Source organism: Nitrospina gracilis Nb-211, assembly GCF_021845525.1.
GTDB classification, from domain to species: Bacteria; Nitrospinota; Nitrospinia; order Nitrospinales; family Nitrospinaceae; genus Nitrospina; species Nitrospina gracilis_A.
The window spans coordinates 1,816,433-1,832,948 of sequence record NZ_JAKJKD010000001.1 but is presented as its reverse complement, the minus strand read 5'-3'; the positions used below and the strand labels follow the sequence as shown (position 1 = coordinate 1,832,948).

Genomic DNA, 16,516 nt, shown 5'->3' with positions numbered 1-16,516 from the left:
ATTAACAAAAGTGCGGGAATAGGATATCCTCTTGACGAGTGGAGGCCTGTACTGGGGCTGAATTCCGTTTGGTATTTAGGAAGTGCACCGGAATGGATCCTCCAGGGCCGGGATATTCAAAAAGAAACTCCAATGCGGTGTTCATGCCCCGTATCCTGAAAACATTCTTGTTTCTGGCACTCCTGCTGGCTGGCTGGCCTGTTTCCGCTATGGCGGAGGGGGAAGCGGGCCGCATTGAGAACAAGTTCGATGCCCTCATCAAGAAGGGACGGCCGCTGTACCTGCATTATTGCGCTCATTGCCATGGCCTTGCGGGAAACGGTGATGGGTACAATGCCGAGCAACTGGAAAAATGGCCGGCCGAACTTTCCGATCCCAAGTTCATCCAAAAAAAATCGAATGAGCAACTGTACCGCGTCATCAAGCTGGGCGGTGAAGGCACACGCAAGTCCCACTTGATGCCGGTATTCGGCCGTACCCTGTCCGAGGAAGAAATCTGGAGCCTCGTTGCGTATGTGCGGTACCTCGCCGGAGACCGGTCTCAACCGGTGAACCTCCCGGAGGGGGTCAAGACTCAACGCCCCCACACTCCATCTCTCGATTCAAAAGCGCTCGATGAGTTCCGTGCCTGGTACAGCAAACACGGCGGCGATCCGAAAGTGATCGGCGACGGGCGCTGGCTGTTCCACGAAAAGAAAAGTTGCTTCGCCTGCCACACGGTGAACGAAGAAGGCGGGGTGGTGGGACCTGACCTTTCCCGCGCAGGGTTCATGTATACGCCGGAATGGATTTATTCCTGGATTCGCAGTCCGCAACTGGTCAAGCCCGAAACCAAAATGCCGACCATCGGTCTCGATGAAAAAGAAGACCGCCTGATCACCGCTTTCCTGTCCAGCCTCGATGATGTGGAAATTCCCGAGGACTGGAAGCCTTTGCTGGAAAAGAAAGGCGATGCGAAGAGGGGGAAAAAGCTGTTCTACGATGCGAACGGCAATGCCTACTGCTCCAAGTGCCACAGCATTGGTGGTAAAGGGGGGCAGGTGGGACCGGACCTGAGTTATGTGGGCATCAGTCGGACGCGGCCGTTCATTCTGGAATCGATCCTCAATCCCCGCGAAGTGATCACAGTGGGATATTCATCGGTGCTCATCCTCACCAAAAAAGGCCAGTTTTTGACCGGCATTAAGATCAATGAAGATGACAAATCGATCGATATGGTCAACAAGGAGGGGGAGCGCATTCATGTGGAGAAGGACGATATCAAGAAATTCAAAACGCAGGATATCTCCATCATGCCCGGAAATTTTAAGGACATTCTCTCCGATCAGGACATCCGGGATATTCTCGCCTACCTGTCCACGCTGGAAGCCCCCGAGTCCCCGCCAGGCAAAAACGACCTCTCCGTCGTCACCCGCTGATTATTCCAGAACCAGCTTGTACCAACTGGAGACGGCCTTTTTGGTTCCCGTCTCGCCGACGTTGCCGTCCCATGAGTTGAATGCGATCGCTACCTCCTGTCCGGGCTGAAACTGAATGTCCCGTTCCTTGTCGGACGTGGCGAACGCGCGCCTCAACACCAGCTGGTATTGACCGTAGCGGAATGCCACTTTGCCCTTCACTTCCTGGCTCATGCCTTTGCGCGACCAGTGCGCGGCACCTTCGGCCGACCATTCCGTGATCTGATTCGGGTACGAGGTCCATTGCCAGAGCGTCACCGGGTGTCCCGGCTCGCCGTTCAGGAAATGGGGCAGGACGGCGGAGTTTGGCGATTCCGGAAACTGCAGGGCGAACGCATCCGGGATTTTTTGCGGCTCGGGTTTTGGGGGAGGCGGCTGATCCTCCGTGTCCGCCTGCAGGTGGGCCGGCAGGGGAGGCGGGGGGGATTCCTGCACCTTCGCGGTTTCTTTTAATATGGGGTCAAATGTGGGATCGTCCCAACGGATGCGAAAGGCGATTTCCCGGCCGTTGTGGACCGCCTGCACCCACAGGCTGTTCGTGGTGGTGAAATAAGACTTGGGCTCTTCTTCCAGTTGTCCGCCCAGCGGAAAAAAGTAGGCCGTGACTGATCTCCACGCGGGATCTTCCGGGTCCTGCGGTAACGGACCTTCTATCCGCTCAGCCCGCATCTCCTCAAGCACCTCCGGCTGAACGGCAGGAGACAGGGTGTACACATAGTTAACGAGGTCCCACACCGTCTCATCCGAATGCACGCGTGGCGACAGGCGCGGCATGGCAGTGAGCGACAATCCAGTTCTCAGGGTCTGGAAAAGGTCTTTGCGCGTATGGCTTCTGCGGAACAGCCAGGACTGGGTCAGGTTGCGCGGGCGCAATTGGTCTTTGGCGATGTTGACGATTTTATGCGTGGAGGCGCCGTCACTGCGTCCTTCCACGCCGTGACAGCCGGAGCAGTTTGTGATGAACAATTGGCGGCCGCGTTCCTTGCTCTCCAGAGTGAAAGGCGCCGGTTTCGGAACCTGGGTAACTTTGTGTTTCTTGCCGCGCTTTTTAAATTTTTCGAATTTGCGCCCCAGTGATTTCAGGTACAGCACCAGGCTTTCCCGGTCCACTTCCGGCAGGTGTTGCCATGAAGGCATGGTGGTGCCGGGCATGCCCGCCACCAGCATTTCGTGCAGGTCTTCATCGGTGGGGATTTTGCCGAAGGCGGTGGAGCGGAACTTGTAATGCCCCTTGGTGAAGTTGCGCGGCCGGGGGCTGGAGAAAGGCGCGGCCACGCCTTGTCCGTCGCCCTTTACGCCGTGGCAGTGAAGACAATGTTTCTGGTAAACCTCCTGCCCCCGCTCGATGCTGGCGCTTACAGGAGTGTTGGGCGCGAAGGGGTGGCGCACCGAATCGAATATATAGAGCACCACCTGCCAGATTTCCTCCGGCATCAGTTTGCCTTCCCATGCCGGCATGGCGGACTCCCATGGCCGATGCGTGTCAGGCAATCCGCGGCCGCCTTTGGCGATCCGCCAGAAGGCGTAATTTTCTTTCTTGCCCGGGTCGATCACCAGCTTTCTCAGGTTGGCGGGAGCCGGGCGGAACCGGTCTCCGAACACGCCGCGTCCGTCCTTGAGATCGCCGTGACACAGGTAGCAATGCGTGAAATACAGCTTGGCCCCGGCTTCCCGATGGTCCTTCAGTTTGCTTTTATCAGCGCGAAGCGGGTTGTCGAGGTGAGGCAGGGAATAGGTGGTGGCGCCGACCTGGATGGTCTCCGGCAAATCGACCCCGGCCGGTTGGGTGAACGCGAAAACCGGGCTGAGCGACAGGCCGTAAAGCAGGCCCAGCGCCGTCAGCCCGGACAGACACGTTCGTAAAAGGGTTTGGGAAACGCGTGAAAGCAACAGGTTATCCAGAGGATGAGTGAATTCTGGTTTGACCCTTCAGCGCATCAGTGAATGGTTCCCGGCAACCGGGCATCCTTTTTAATGCGTCCGGATTTGATCGTCTCGTAAAAAGGCCGTTCGATCTCATCCCCATCGAAATGAAAATCGATCTTCACATCTTCATTGGGGCTGATCTTGATCTTCTGGGTCCGAACCTTCATCAGGTAATGCCAGGCATTGACCGTATATTCCCCGGGGGGAATGTTCTCAATCTTGAACGTGCCATCGGGACCGGTTTTGAAGTAGTAAGGATTCTGCACGCGGTAGCCCCATGTCTGCATGAACTCGTGCATGCCGCAGATCATCTGGAAAATTTTGTAGTTCTGCTGGAAATGCACCTTGCCTTCGGAGATCTCTTCCGCCGGAATGGGGATGTTCAGGATGATCTTTCCCCGCTCCTTCTGATAAACCTGGCTGTTGTGCATCACTGCGTCCTGGTTGTCCACGAAAAAGGTTTGTCCCTGCCGGGTTATGTTGACGTCCGGGTAGAACTTGCAGTTCTCAGACAGGATGTTGATGGGGTTGGGGTCGAACGGTTTTCCCGCATCCACATGTTCCAAGGTGACGACCACGTCGCGCATTCCCCGCTTTTCGTCCACGATGAAATCGTAGAGAACGCGGTTCATTTCGTCATCGGTTTCCACCTCGGCGCAGAGGTCGAGATTGGGGAACAACACCAGGTGATAGACCCGGGGTTGGGGAATGGGTCCGTCCAGAACGGCCCTTCCAGAAATCGAGCCGCCGTTGCTTACCTCAATTTCCTGATAAGCCCAGCCTGAAGGGCTGATCCCCAGTGCAAGGATAAACAGAGCGGTGAATGCGTAGCCCACTTTTACGGAAAAACGTTTTGTCCAATTTTCAAGCATGGTAACAACTCGGGAAAACTTTGGGTTATTGATTCTGTGACACTTGTTCGGCCAACTCAGGAAAATCAAAATGAATTTCCTGGTTTGCGTTGGAAATTTCGATTTTTCGGCTCTGCGCTCCCAGAACCTCGTGCCAGACATTCAAAGTGTAGGTTCCGGCAGGGACGTCTTTAATGGTGAACGCACCGGACTCCCCGGTGGTCGAATAATAGGGATTGGGAACCACCACAATCCACGCCTGCATCCAGGAATGCAGGTCGCACTCGACTTTCACAATCTCCGCCTCTTCAAACTCCTGGAAGTGTTCCTGCCCCGGAATGAACATCAGGTTGATGGGATCGTTATCGAACGAGTAGGTATGAATGTTGTGATTGATCGGGTCACTGGACAGGATCTTCAGCTCTCCGCCACGCGGCAGAGCCATCACGTGCGGTTCGTAGCGGCACTTTTTTTGGTCCAGAACGAACTCGCCGGAGATGTCCGCATCCTTCAGGGTCTTTCCCTTTTTTTCTGTTAACCAGACCACTGCGTTTTGAACGCTCTTCCCCTTAAGCATAAGAGACTGGTCTGTAAACTCCCCTCCACATACTTTGCTGAACCTTCCGGTTTTGTGGATGGTGGGGGAGGGCGGCGTGCCGCTGAATGTGACCGTTCCGCTCAGGTCGGCCGCATATGCGGTCCCAGCCAGCGCCAATAAACTGAGGGTAAGAAAAAAACCTTTAAACATATCGACTTAAGCCCCACATAGGATTGTCACAACCGAATGATATCTCAATCCCCAAACAAGTGCAAGGGGGGACTTGGGCGGCCCCATGCCGGATTTTCAATCGCTTCGGGCGGCTTTGGGGCAATCCCACTCTATTCTTAATGTAACCAGCCCGGATTAAGAATTGATTAACCGTGAATGAATTTTACTTAATGCAGTGGATGCCGGATTTGGCTTTAATTCATCTTTCCCATATTTTAGAATGAAGTAAAAGGTGCCCATTAAAAGTGCAAGACCGGGCTCGCAACCGTACCTTAAGCAATGAGGATATCATGAAAAAGATCGCCATTTTTGTTACAGCCTTGCTGCTGATCTGGCAAACCGCCTGGGCGGCCGTGCCCAAAATAGGGGACCCGGCCCCGGAATTCTCTCTGACCTCGGTGGACGGCAAGAAAGTCTCACTGAGCGACTTCAAGGGCAAGGTGGTCCTGGTCGGCATGTTCCATATATGCGTCCCCTGTATGAACCAGGCCATGGAATTTGAAAAGGTCCGCAAAGAACTCGGGAACGAGGTGGCCGTCATCGGCATCAACACCAGCGGCGATTCCAAAGAAAAGGTGGTGGATTATCTTGCCCAGTTTCCGGAAAAAGTGGACTTTCCATACCTGCTGGACCCCAACCACACCGTCCACCAGAAATACGTCCAGCGGGATATGCCGACGGTGCTGGTCATCGATTCCAAAGGCGTTATTCGGGCGCGCAGCCCGGGCGTGGGAGCGGATCAGTTGATCCCATTTATTAAGCAATTACTTTGACTTTTGGTTATTAAATAACTAAAAATAAAGCGTAATTCTTGATATCAAATTCTCCGTTACGGCGGCTCGGTCACGTCACCTTTGTCTCGCTCGTGGCTTTCATTCTGGGAGGGGGGACGCTGTTCCCCTCTGCGGCCCGGGCCTTGGACTGGCGTTACGAGGGGCGGTTTCTGGCCGCCTCGGAATACCTCTGGAATGCCCCTGCCACCTCCAATGATTTCAATCACCAGATTCAACTGAGAAACGGCCTCGTCGGCGACGTCTGGAGCAGTGAGACGGCGCTCCTCGACTTCGAGTTTATCTTTCAATCCGAATACCGCGGCGGTGCCGTCGAGCAGGCAGGTTTTGTTGAGGAATGGGACCTCGACGTGTTCCGCGGCTGGCTTCGCTTCGAGAAAGATCGATTCCGCCTGCGCGGGGGGCGTCAGGCCATCCTGTTCGGCCCCGGGCAGCTGTTCCGCCCGCTCGGACTGTTTGATGACCGCCTTATCTCCGGCGTCATTCCCCAGACCACCGGCGTGGACGGGCTTCGCGCCACCTATTTCACCGGAACCACCTCCAAAGTGGAGGGCTGGGCCATCCCCGCCCGTTTCAACGAACGCATCATTTGGGGACTGCGCGGCGAGCGCCAGCTTGGTATTCTTGAGACGGGCCTGTTGTTCCAGTACAAACCGGTCACCGACCTGGAGTTTCTGCCCAGTCACAATCTGGAGCTGTTCCAGTTCGGCTACCACTTCAAGGGCACGCAGGTGATCGGCTTCTGGAATGAGGGGCGGATCGATATCGAGCAGAACAAGCCGGGCAAGCCGGTCCGCTTCGACACCGTCGTGGGAGTGGACTACACCTTCGACGTCGGGCAGGGATTGCACGTTCTTCTGGAATATTTTTTCCGCACGCAGGAGCCGGGGTTTACCGTGGAGGACGTCAAAGGCGAGCGCACCCTGCATGAACTGGGGTTGTTGATCGACCAGCCCGTCGGCATCGCCACCGTGTGGCGTTTCTTTGCCTTTTACGATATGCGTGACCGCAGTTTCCAGATCGCGCCGCAGATCGAGCATAACGTGTTCGGCCAGGTTTATCTGTACCTCACCGCGCTGATCGGCGGCAGTGTGGAAGGGAACAACCGCACCGGCCGCCTGTTCCGCCAGACCCCGGTATTCAACGGCACCGAGTCGCGCGTCGGCCTCACACTGGTGTGGTTTCATTAACATTTTCAAGGGAGTGCGCGCATGTTCGTGATGCAGGACGTGACCAAGGTGTACCGGGTGGGTGAGCAGGATTTCACCGCCCTGCACGGCATCTCCCTCGAAATCGAAAATGGAGCGTTCCTCTCCTTCGTCGGGCCGTCCGGCTCCGGCAAGACCACCATCCTGAATATTCTCGGTGGACTCGACCGGCCCACTTCCGGTGAGGTGCGGTTTCAGGGCAAGGCACTCGGTTCCATGTCGCGGGAGGAGTTGGCCGCCTTCCGCCGCGACCACGTCGGCTTCATCTTCCAGTCCTACAACCTGCTTCCCGTCTATGACGTGTACGAAAACGTCCTGTTCCCGCTTCTCCTCATGGGCAAGAGTGAGAACGATGTGTCGAAAAAGGTGCGGGATCTGGTGGACTGGGTGGGGCTGTCGGACCAGATTCACAAAAAACCGGCGACGCTTTCCGGCGGTCAATGTCAGCGCGTCGCCATCGCCCGGGCGCTGGTGAAGGACCCGGAGGTGGTGCTGGCGGACGAACCGACCGCCAACCTCGATGCGGAGAACTCGTACCACATCCTCGAATTGATGCAGAAGCTCAACCGCGAACTGGGGGCGGCGTTCGTGTTCAGCACCCACGACGAGAAAGTAACGCAATATGTGCGCCGCGAAATCCGGCTGGAAGACGGCCATGTGAAAGCGGATGAGGTGCGCAAGGTGGGAGGTGAGGCGGCGTGATCCTCAATATGGCGTTCAAGAACTTCATCCGCCAGGGCATGCGTGCCTGGCTGAATGTGCTGGTCACGGCACTCATCCTGATTGCCGTCGTGTTCGCCCTCTCTCTCCTCAACGGCTTCCAGGCGCAGGCCCTGCGCAACATGGCCAGCACCGACGTCGCCGGCGGTCATTACCGCGTGCCGGGATTCGACATCCTGGAGCCGACAGAGTGGGAGGATTTGACCCTGCCGGTGCCGGACAAGCTGGCTCGCCTGCCGCATTCGGACAAAGCGGAGGTGCTGGTGCAGCAGGGCCAGTTGTTCCCCAACCGCCGCCTGTTCCCGGTGCAGTTGCGCGGCGTGGAGGTGGAGCAGACCCTGCTTGAACTGCCGCTCGAACCCCTGCGCCGTGAAAATCCGGAGGTGGGACCGATCATCCCCGTCATCCTGGGTACGAAGATGGCGGAGGAGGCACACCTGTCCGTGGGGGATACGGTGGTGCTCAAATGGCGCGACCGGCATGGCGCGGTGGACGCACTGGATGTGCGCGTGGTTGATGTGGTGCCGCTCATCAATCCGCGCATTGACGAAGGCGTGGTGTGGATGCGGCTGGACCACCTGCGCACGATCACCGACCGCCCGAATGAAGTCACCTGGGTGGCGGTGAAAGAACCGGTGGGTTCCATTGCGGGATTTGAGTTTCAGTCGGTGGACGCCTTGATGTCCGACCTGTTGACGCTCCTCCGCCATGACCGCCGCAACACGCGCATCCTGTGGATCATCCTCATCTCGCTGGCCGCCATCAGCGTGTTCAACACGCAGATCCTGAGCGTGTTCAAACGGCAGAAGGAAATCGGCACGCTCATGGCCCTTGGCATGACGCCGGAACGGGTGGTGCGGCTGTTCACGCTGGAGGGCAGTTTCGCCGCTCTTCTCGCCCTGGTGGTGGCGGTGATCCTCGGCGTTCCGTTTTTCATCTGGTTTCAGGGCGTCGGGTTCGACGTGTCGCACCTCAGTGAAACCGGGTTCCCGGTGCGCGAAAAAATCTTCCTCGACATCCGCCCGTGGGAAGTCATCATTTCCACCCTCGTCACCGTGTCCATTGTCATTGCCGTCGCCTGGGCGCCGGTGAAAAAAATCGTGCGGCTGGACCCGACGCAGGCGCTCCGCGGGAGGGCCATCACGTGATCCGTTTCACCATGATAGGTATTGTGCGCGACAAAAGTCGCTCGCTGTTTCCGTTTCTCATCGTCACCGTCGGCGTGGCGTTGATGGTGGGACTGCTCGGGTTTATGGACGGTATCTTCATGGGCATGCTGGACATGTCCGCAAAACTCGACACCGGCCATCTGCGTTTCGTCAACAAACCGTTCTATAAGGAAGAACATCTCGTGCCTCTGGACCGGGCGCTGGCCGATCAGCAGGAAACCCGCGAATGGTTGGAGGCGAACAGCGATCCGCGCATCGAATGGACACCGCGTATCCGCTGGGGCGCGTTGATGGACGTGCCGGACGAGCAGGGCAACACCAAAAGTCAGACGCCGATCACCGGCATGGCGGTTCAACTTCTGAATCCCACGTCATCCGAGCGGGAGCGGCTCGATTTGGAATCGTCGGTCACCGAGGGCCGGATTCCCGAAAAGTCAGGTGAGATGCTGGTGGGCTATCAACTGGCGGAGTCGCTGGGGCTGAATCCCGGTTCCACCGTGACCCTGCTCGGCCAGACCTTCGACGGCGGGCTCGCCACCGACAACTACACGGTGACCGGCCTGATCCATTTCGGCGTCACCGCCATGGACAAGAAGATGGCGCTCATCGATCTCGCCGATGCCCAGCACACGTTCTACATGGACAACATGGTGACCGACTGGCTGGGGTTCCTGCCCGCTTCGGTGCCGTACGATGAGTATGTGGACATAAAGCAGGCCATCGAGGAAAAACTGCCCGGCCTGCGGCAGACTCCGCCGGAACAGTGGGCGAAGGATGATTTTCCCATCACCCTCACCATCCTCGACCAGAGAAACATCGGCGAGATCGCGCGCAAGTTCGAACTCATCCGCGGCGTCATCGTGCTCATCTTCACATTTCTCATGGTGCTGGTGCTGTGGAACGCGGGCCTGCTGAACAGCATCCACCGTTATGGAGAGATGGGCCTGCGTCTGGCGATGGGCGAGACGCACAAACATCTGGTGGCGTCGCTCACGCTGGAAGCGTTTGCGGTGGGCGTACTGGGTTCCATTGCAGGGTGCGTGGTCGGCGGGCTGGTGGTGTTTTACCTGCAGGAGGTGGGCGTCGATATGGGCGATGCTCTCGCCCAGTCCGGATTGATGCTCAACGACGTGGCGCGTGGACGCGTCACCATTGAGGGCTTTGTGCGAGGCATCGTGCCGGGGATGACGGCGAGCGTGGCAGGCAGTCTGTTCGCCAGCCTCGCCATCTTCAAACGCTCCGAAGCCAATTTATTTCGCGAACTGGAAGTGGGGTGACGATGGACTGGAAGCGGTGGATGAGAAACGTGGCGTTGACGCTGACGATGGTTTTGGCATGGGCTTCCACCGCCGGCGGCGAGGGCGGACTTCCGCAAGAGTGGAAGGACCTCGACCCGCAAAAGCTGGTGGAAGCCATCGACGCCAACTTGTGGTCCCCCACCAAGTACGTTGAAGGCCGGTTGATCGTCGACAACGGGCGCCGCGTGCGCACACTGGAGATGAACACGTGGATGGAGGGCATCGTCAAATCCTTCAGCCACTATAAATCGCCGCCGCGCGAGCGCGATACCAAGATGCTCAAGATCGACCGCAAGCTGTGGCTGTACACGCCGCAGACCGACCGCACCATCCTGATCGCCGGGCACCTCCTGCGCCAGTCGATGATGGGCAGTGACCTGTCCTATGAAGATATGCTGGAGGATGAAAAACTGAGCGAGGCGTACATCCCAAAGATCGCCATGGTGGAAGAATTCGACGGCGTGAAAACGCTGGTGCTGGACCTCACCGCGAAAGATCCGGAAAAGACCTACCAGTTCCGCAAGGTATGGACCGACCCGGAGCGCAAGATCGTTCTGCGCGAACAGCGTTTCGCCAAAAGCGGGAAACTGCTCAAAATGATTGACTTCAAAGGCTACCACATCATCGACGGTCGTCTGTTTCCCCACAAGATGGTGTTCCGCGACATGCTGAAAGACAACACCAAGACGACCTACATGTTCGACCACATCGAATTCAATGTGGACATCCCCGCCAAATATTTTTCCAAAAGTATTCTGAAGCGTTGAGGCTCAGTCGAACCAGTCCGGCTCCAGACTGCGCACGGCGGCAATGACATCGTCCGGCGTGTCCACCACCCGCGCTTCAGTGCGTTTGAACTCTTCCCAGATGTGGTCCTTGTTGAGAAGCACGATCGGCTTTTTGTACTCGAGCGCCAACTGCACCTCCGAGCGGGTGCCGGGTCCGCCGGGAAAACCGATCACTACGTCCGACGTCAGCACAATGATGTGGTTCCTGCTGGCCACGCCCTTTCCTTGAATACCGGACAGGTGGAGGTGGGTGTAGATGGGAATGTCCACGAAGTCGTTGGGGTAACCCGACGGGGTTTTGTAGTGACTGCGCATCGGCGCCCTGTCGCAGGCGATGCCGGAGGGCAGGATGCCGATCACCTTGCCCTTGCGGTGCGATACCTGGCGGAACGCTTGCGCGGCGGACTCCATCACCCCTCCGCCGCCGCCCGTCACCAGGTTGAATCCCTGCTCGGCGATCCACCGCCCAATGGGCCACGTCAGCTTGGCATATTGGTTGGTGCCAGAGCCGATGATTCCGATTTGAAGGTTTTTTCTAGCCATTCGTTTCATTCGTATTGCGGCGCGTGTCGAGCCCCACCAGTGCAAGGTAGGTGAGAATCGACTCCAGGTGCGCTTCGGAATTGCCGGACGCCGATTCGTAGTCGTGAGTTTTTAGTCGCACCTCGTCGCCCCGTCGCATCAGGTGGTACGCAAGGGATGCCGTTTCCGAGACGCGTTGCTCCAGCACGCTGGAGGCCACCATCTTCTGTGTTTCCGGATCGATGATATTCAAAAACAGAGTGAAGCTGTGAAACCCGCCATGCGCGAACTCCTTGACGCGCAGGTTTCCGGTTTTGGCGCTGGATTTCCAGTGCACCGCGCTCAACGTGTCGCCGGGCCGGAACTCGCGCAGGGCGTAAAGGTCGTCCCCCCGCTGGCTGATCACACCCTCGCCTTCCTCGGCGATGTCCGTCGGGTCCGGCAGTTCCACCGGTTTGATCACCGGGAACACCAGCGTTTCCACTTCCACCGGAACCAGCTTGGCTTTCATGAAAAAGCCGAAAGGGAACCGCGTCCGCAACTGCGCGAACCGGATTTTCAACGGTCCGCGTTTTTTCGCGGTCAGCAGAGCGGTTTTCTCCAGCGTGCCACCGGGCGGAATCTGAAAAAAATACAGAGGTGGTTCCACTTCGTACCGGCCCAGCGAATCCGCGGGAAACTCCACATAGCAGGAATAGGACGACAGCCGCTTTTTTCCATTACGGACATGGATGGCAACCGGGTAGGCGTCACCGGGGTAGATTGACTTCGGCAGGCTGGCCCGAACCCGGATATCCCGCAACGTGTGCTCCGAAAGGATACCCGAAACGACGATGAAACTGCAACACATGGCGAGGATCAGGTACAGCAGGTTGTTGCCGGTGTTGATGGCGCCCAGTCCCACGCCGAACACGAGGAAGATGAAGCCGCCGCCCTCGCGGGTCAGGTGGAGCGTTCTGTTGTAAAACGAAACGGTGAAAACCGGTTTGTATTCATTAGGCTGGTTCATGGAAACACCCCGCCGGGGACGGTACCGGATGATGGAGAACACCGTTTGATTTTAAACCGGAATCTCCATTTTATCGACGATTTCCATGATGACTGCGGAGGTGTCCGCCGCCGTGCGTTTGTTCATGCCATGGTGGTTCTGCGGGATGACGCGGTGGCACAGCACGGGGATGGCGAGTTGCTTGATGTCGTCGGGGATGCAGTAGGTGCGGCCATGCACCAGGGCGCGGGCGCGCGCCGCCTGCTGCAGGATCAACCCGCCGCGCGGGCTGACGCCCAGGGACAGGTGTTTCGATTCGCGCGTGGCTGTCACCACGTTCATGATGTAGTCGATCAGCACCGGTTCCATCGTCACCGCCTCCGCCTGCCGTTGCAGGGCGAGGACGTCGTCGCGCGTGAGGATGGCTTTCACTTCCTTGATGTTGCGCGACGGTGACTGCGTGCCCAGCAGCTTGCGTTCTTCCTCCGGGTCCGGGTAGCCCATCGACAGGTACATCATGAAGCGGTCGAGTTGCGACTCGGGGAGGGGGTGCGCGCCGTGGCTTTCGATCGGATTCTGCGTGGCGATGACCATGAACGGGTCTTCGAGGTCGTAGGTGTGGTTGTCCACCGACACCTGCTTTTCGTTCATGGCCTCCAGCAGGGCGCTCTGCGTGCGCGGCGAGGAGCGGTTGATCTCGTCGGCCAGCACCAGGTTGGCGAAAATGGGACCGCGGTTGAACTCGAAGGAGTTCTCCTTCTGGTTGTAGATGGAGACGCCGACGATGTCCGACGGCAGGATATCGTTGGTGAACTGGATTCTACGGAACTCGAGGCCGAGCGACCGTGCCAGCGCGAAGGCCAGCGAGCTTTTGCCGACGCCGGGGACGTCTTCGATCAAGAGATGCCCGCCAGCGATCAGGGTGATGATGGTGTTTTCGATGACGTCGGATTTGCCGATGATGACGCTTTCGATATTGGACTGGAGGCGGGCGATCGCCGCGTTCGTGGGGCTCATGAGTTCAGCACCTCGAGAACTTTTTGCATGTCTTCCATCACCGCCTTCCGGTTTTCCAACGTGTAAAAGCGGAGCAGGTAGGCCGGATGAAACGTGAGCATCAGTTTGATTCCGTCGAATTCGTGCCAACTGCCGCGCTCCTTGGTGATGGCCACCGACCGTCCCAGCAGGGTGGAGGCGGCGGGCTTGCCCAGCGCCACGATCACCTTCGGCCGAATGGCCCGCACCTGTTCGATCAGGAACGGCTTGCAGGCGGTGATCTCGTCGATTTCCGGGTCGCGGTTGCCGGGCGGACGGCACTTGACGATGTTGCAGATATAGGTGTCCTTTTCGCGGTCGAGTTTCATGCCCTTTTCGATGATCTCGGTCAGCTTCTTTCCTGCCCGGCCGACGAAAGGCAGGCCCTGCGCGTCCTCGTCCGCTCCGGGGCCCTCGCCGATGAACAGCAGTTTCGCGTTCGGATTGCCGGAACCGAACACAATGTTCGTGCGTGTTTCCGACAGTTTGCAACGTGTGCATTCGCCCAGCTCGTTGCGGACTTCGGTCAGGCGGCTCATGGCATCGGGCTGGATCATGGTATTGGCAGTGGCGGGGGTTGTGGATGTGGGGGAGGTGGACTCCGGCGCAGGCCCGGGCACGGGTTGAGCGGCAGCCCGCACAGGGGCTACAGTCGGAACCCGGGGGGTGGTCTCCAGCGCCTCCAGCAGGGGCACGCGGTCCATTCCCTGATCCTTCAAAAAAACCAGGTAATCCTTCAATTGTCGCAATAAAACCGTTCGTTCGGCTTCAACCCCCATAATAAAAAAGAATAGCAGAAGATCGGGGGCAGTCAACCGCTAAGGGAGTGGCCGGAACTTGTGGCGCGAATTATAATTGTTTTGATTTTACGGTTTCTTTATAATTTCTGCATCGTAAACAGGAGGTGACGATGTCCGGTCTCAAAAGCGCCTGGGAACTCAGCATGGAAAAGTCCGATAAAATGGTTCCCGGCCTCAAAAACAGGAAAAAGTTGACCGACCAGCAAAAGAAGGAAATCGACGCCATCCGCAAGGATTACAAGGCCCGCATTGCCGACAAGGAAGTGATGCTTCAGCATAAACTGGACCACTTGGCGGATCGGACCCGGCCGCAGGACTTGCATTCAGCCGCCGAGGAACTCAAACGGGAATTTGCGGAAGAGAAGGAACGCCTGGAAAAAGGGATGGAGCAGGAAGTCGAGGCGATCCACGCGTCCCGCAAATGATCGAAGGGCCCGCCATTCCCCCCTTTTTCACCCTTAAAATCAGGAACGCACACACCGCGCCCGCTCGGCGGGTGCCGCGGCATTCATTATGAGAACGGAGAGCATGAAAGACATCGTCAAATACCTTGTGGTGCAGGCACTCAACCGGGTCAAGGAACAGGGCGGGCTGAACCTGGAGACTCTGCCGGACCTCGTCATCGAGGAGCCGAAGGACGAGTCGATGGGCGATTTCGCCACCACCATCGCCATGCAGTTGGCCAAGCCGGAAAAGAAAAATCCGCGTGAGATCGCCCAGAAAATCTGCGACGAAATCTCCACCGACGGCGGGCAGGTGGAATCGGCCACCGTCGCGGGTCCGGGGTTCATCAACCTGAAAATGACGCAGGATTTCTTCCGCGGTCAATTGAAGGAATCGGCGGGCAAGGGCAAGGAATTCGGCAGATGTTACGTGGGCGAAAACAAAAAGGTGCTGGTCGAGTTCGTGAGCGCCAACCCGACGGGTCCATTGCATGTGGGGCACGGGCGCGGCGCCGCCGTCGGCCACGCGTTGTCCTGCATCCTCAAGATGGCCGGGTTCGATGTGTCCACCGAATACTACATCAATGACGTCGGCAACCAGATGAACACGCTCGGCCGCTCCACGTGGATCCGTTACCGGCAACTGCTGGGAGAGGACGTCGCGTTTCCGGAAGAAGGGTATCAGGGGGATTACATTAAAGACATCGCCAAGGAGATCATCGAACGCGACGGCAAAGCCCATCTTGAAAAGAGCGACGAGGACGCGCTGACGTTTTTCCGCCTTTATGCCACCGGCTCCATCCTGGAAGGCATCAAGGAGGACTTGAAAGAGTTCCGCGTCGAGTACGACCGCTGGTTCAGCGAGCAGATCCTGCACGAAGATAAATCCGTGGACCAGTCGCTCGATTGGCTGAGAGAAAAGGGATACATCTACGAAAAAGACGGTGCCACCTGGCTGAAGACGGCGGAGTTCGACGACGACTCTGACCGCGTGATCATCAAGAACGCCGGCGAGAAGACGTATTTTTGCGCCGACATCGCCTACCACAAAAACAAGGTCGACCGCGGCTTCGACATGATTCTGGACCTGTGGGGGGCGGATCACCACGGCTACGTGCCGCGCATGCAGTCGGTGCTCAAGATGATGGGCTTCGACGAAAGCGTGTTCAAGGTGATCCTGGTGCAGTTCGTCACCTTAAGGCGCGGCGGCGAGAAGGTGTCGATGTCCACGCGCTCCGGCGAGTTCGTTACGCTGGCCGACGTGGTGAAGGAAGTCGGCGTGGATGCGACGCGCTTTTTCTTCCTCATGCGCAGTTCCGACAGCCATCTCGACTTCGATCTCGAACTGGCCAAAAAGGAAACGCCGGAAAACCCGGTGTACTACATCCAGTATGCGCACGCCCGCATCTGCAACGTGTTCCGCACAGCGGAAGAGCAGGGCTTCCGGCCGGAAGACTGGGCGGAGGGAGAGCTTTCGCCGCTGACCGAAAGCGCCGAGATCGCGCTCATCAAGAAAATCCTCGCTTATCCCGAGGTCATCGAGAAAAGCGCGCTGGCGCAGGAAGTGCACCGCATTCCGTTTTATCTGCATGAACTGGTGGCGATCTTCCACAACTACTACGCGCACCACCGCATCGTGACCGACAACGCGGAACTCACCCGCGCGCGGCTGTTTCTGATTCACGTTCTGCGCAATGTCATCGCCAGCGGGCTGGCGCTCATGGGCGTCACCCATCCGGAAAAGATGTAAG

Annotated in this window: 16 protein-coding genes; 9 read left to right on the top strand and 7 right to left on the bottom strand. The window is 57.8% G+C overall.

Translation table 11 applies throughout. The features are described 5' to 3' along the window. Positions 1 to 143 precede the first annotated feature (143 nt). Positions 144 to 1,418 carry a c-type cytochrome gene (locus tag J2S31_RS08680; protein ID WP_237098693.1) on the top strand — a complete coding sequence of 425 codons (1,275 nt, stop codon included), beginning with the start codon at positions 144 to 146 and terminating at the stop codon, positions 1,416 to 1,418. On the opposite strand, the gene J2S31_RS08675 is transcribed toward J2S31_RS08680, so the two are convergent. From J2S31_RS08675 to J2S31_RS14690, 3 genes are read right to left on the bottom strand one after another with little or no spacing between them, the layout of a single operon-like run. Continuing rightward, on the bottom strand, positions 1,419 to 3,347 hold the full coding sequence (locus tag J2S31_RS08675; protein ID WP_237098692.1) for a c-type cytochrome: 1,929 nt from the start codon (positions 3,345 to 3,347) through the stop codon (positions 1,419 to 1,421). A 47-nt stretch (positions 3,348 to 3,394) separates the two neighbouring features. Continuing rightward, positions 3,395 to 4,255, bottom strand: a complete 861-nt coding sequence (locus tag J2S31_RS08670; protein ID WP_237098691.1) for a carboxypeptidase-like regulatory domain-containing protein — start codon at positions 4,253 to 4,255, stop codon at positions 3,395 to 3,397. 25 nt (positions 4,256 to 4,280) lie between these two features. Further along, positions 4,281 to 4,781 (bottom strand): hypothetical protein, encoded by a 501-nt coding sequence (locus tag J2S31_RS14690; protein WP_237098690.1) that lies wholly within the window; start codon positions 4,779 to 4,781, stop codon positions 4,281 to 4,283. A 512-nt stretch (positions 4,782 to 5,293) separates the two neighbouring features. Between J2S31_RS14690 and J2S31_RS08660 the strand changes: the two genes are divergently transcribed. From J2S31_RS08660 to J2S31_RS08635, 6 genes are read left to right on the top strand one after another with little or no spacing between them, the layout of a single operon-like run. Then, a complete protein-coding gene (locus tag J2S31_RS08660) occupies positions 5,294 to 5,776 on the top strand; it encodes a peroxiredoxin family protein (protein WP_237098689.1) in 483 nt (160 codons plus the stop codon). A 38-nt stretch (positions 5,777 to 5,814) separates the two neighbouring features. Then, positions 5,815 to 6,984 (top strand): hypothetical protein, encoded by a 1,170-nt coding sequence (locus J2S31_RS08655; protein WP_237098688.1) that lies wholly within the window; start codon positions 5,815 to 5,817, stop codon positions 6,982 to 6,984. A gap of 21 nt (positions 6,985 to 7,005) precedes the next feature. Further along, positions 7,006 to 7,704: an ABC transporter ATP-binding protein gene (locus J2S31_RS08650; RefSeq protein WP_237098687.1), complete on the top strand. Its 699-nt coding sequence runs from the start codon at positions 7,006 to 7,008 to the stop codon at positions 7,702 to 7,704. Continuing rightward, positions 7,701 to 8,870, top strand: coding sequence for an ABC transporter permease (locus J2S31_RS08645; RefSeq protein ID WP_237098686.1), 1,170 nt, complete (start codon positions 7,701 to 7,703; stop codon positions 8,868 to 8,870). The genes J2S31_RS08650 and J2S31_RS08645 overlap by 4 nt, the downstream gene beginning before the upstream one ends. Continuing rightward, positions 8,867 to 10,168: an ABC transporter permease gene (locus J2S31_RS08640; RefSeq protein ID WP_237098685.1), complete on the top strand. Its 1,302-nt coding sequence runs from the start codon at positions 8,867 to 8,869 to the stop codon at positions 10,166 to 10,168. The genes J2S31_RS08645 and J2S31_RS08640 overlap by 4 nt, the downstream gene beginning before the upstream one ends. 2 nt (positions 10,169 to 10,170) lie before the next feature. Next, positions 10,171 to 10,956, top strand: a complete 786-nt coding sequence (locus J2S31_RS08635; RefSeq protein ID WP_237098684.1) for an outer membrane lipoprotein-sorting protein — start codon at positions 10,171 to 10,173, stop codon at positions 10,954 to 10,956. Positions 10,957 to 10,959: 3 nt separating this feature from the next. Here the strand turns inward: J2S31_RS08635 and J2S31_RS08630 are convergent, their stop codons facing one another. The 4 genes from J2S31_RS08630 to J2S31_RS08615 are packed head-to-tail and all read right to left on the bottom strand — an operon-like array spanning position 10,960 to position 14,271. Next, on the bottom strand, positions 10,960 to 11,520 hold the full coding sequence (locus J2S31_RS08630) for an LOG family protein (protein ID WP_237098683.1): 561 nt from the start codon (positions 11,518 to 11,520) through the stop codon (positions 10,960 to 10,962). Continuing rightward, entirely contained in the window at positions 11,513 to 12,508 is a 996-nt protein-coding gene (locus J2S31_RS08625) for a DUF58 domain-containing protein (protein ID WP_237098682.1), read from the bottom strand. Before J2S31_RS08625 ends, J2S31_RS08630 begins: the two co-directional genes overlap by 8 nt. Before the next feature lie 51 nt (positions 12,509 to 12,559). Further along, positions 12,560 to 13,504, bottom strand: a complete 945-nt coding sequence (locus J2S31_RS08620) for an AAA family ATPase (protein WP_237098681.1) — start codon at positions 13,502 to 13,504, stop codon at positions 12,560 to 12,562. Further along, positions 13,501 to 14,271, bottom strand: a complete 771-nt coding sequence (locus tag J2S31_RS08615) for a uracil-DNA glycosylase (protein ID WP_237098680.1) — start codon at positions 14,269 to 14,271, stop codon at positions 13,501 to 13,503. Before J2S31_RS08615 ends, J2S31_RS08620 begins: the two co-directional genes overlap by 4 nt. Positions 14,272 to 14,432: 161 nt before the next feature. On the opposite strand from J2S31_RS08615, the gene J2S31_RS08610 reads away from it, so the two are divergent. Then, positions 14,433 to 14,747, top strand: a complete 315-nt coding sequence (locus J2S31_RS08610) for a hypothetical protein (RefSeq protein WP_237098679.1) — start codon at positions 14,433 to 14,435, stop codon at positions 14,745 to 14,747. Positions 14,748 to 14,850: 103 nt separating this feature from the next. Beyond that, entirely contained in the window at positions 14,851 to 16,515 is a 1,665-nt protein-coding gene (argS, locus tag J2S31_RS08605) for an arginine--tRNA ligase (RefSeq protein ID WP_237098678.1), read from the top strand. Position 16,516 lies beyond the last annotated feature (1 nt).

Bases quoted from the DNA above. Each gene is read 5' to 3' on its own strand.
- J2S31_RS08680 (WP_237098693.1), top strand. From the start codon at position 144: ATGCCCCGTATCCTGAAAACATTCTTGTTTCTGGCACTCCTGCTGGCT.
- J2S31_RS08670 (WP_237098691.1), bottom strand. From the start codon at position 4,255: ATGCTTGAAAATTGGACAAAACGTTTTTCCGTAAAAGTGGGCTACGCA.
- J2S31_RS08660 (WP_237098689.1), top strand. From the start codon at position 5,294: ATGAAAAAGATCGCCATTTTTGTTACAGCCTTGCTGCTGATCTGGCAA.
- J2S31_RS08650 (WP_237098687.1), top strand. From the start codon at position 7,006: ATGTTCGTGATGCAGGACGTGACCAAGGTGTACCGGGTGGGTGAGCAG.
- J2S31_RS08635 (WP_237098684.1), top strand. From the start codon at position 10,171: ATGGACTGGAAGCGGTGGATGAGAAACGTGGCGTTGACGCTGACGATG.
- J2S31_RS08630 (WP_237098683.1), bottom strand. From the start codon at position 11,520: ATGGCTAGAAAAAACCTTCAAATCGGAATCATCGGCTCTGGCACCAAC.
- J2S31_RS08625 (WP_237098682.1), bottom strand. From the start codon at position 12,508: ATGAACCAGCCTAATGAATACAAACCGGTTTTCACCGTTTCGTTTTAC.
- J2S31_RS08620 (WP_237098681.1), bottom strand. From the start codon at position 13,504: ATGAGCCCCACGAACGCGGCGATCGCCCGCCTCCAGTCCAATATCGAA.
- J2S31_RS08610 (WP_237098679.1), top strand. From the start codon at position 14,433: ATGTCCGGTCTCAAAAGCGCCTGGGAACTCAGCATGGAAAAGTCCGAT.
- argS (WP_237098678.1), top strand. From the start codon at position 14,851: ATGAAAGACATCGTCAAATACCTTGTGGTGCAGGCACTCAACCGGGTC.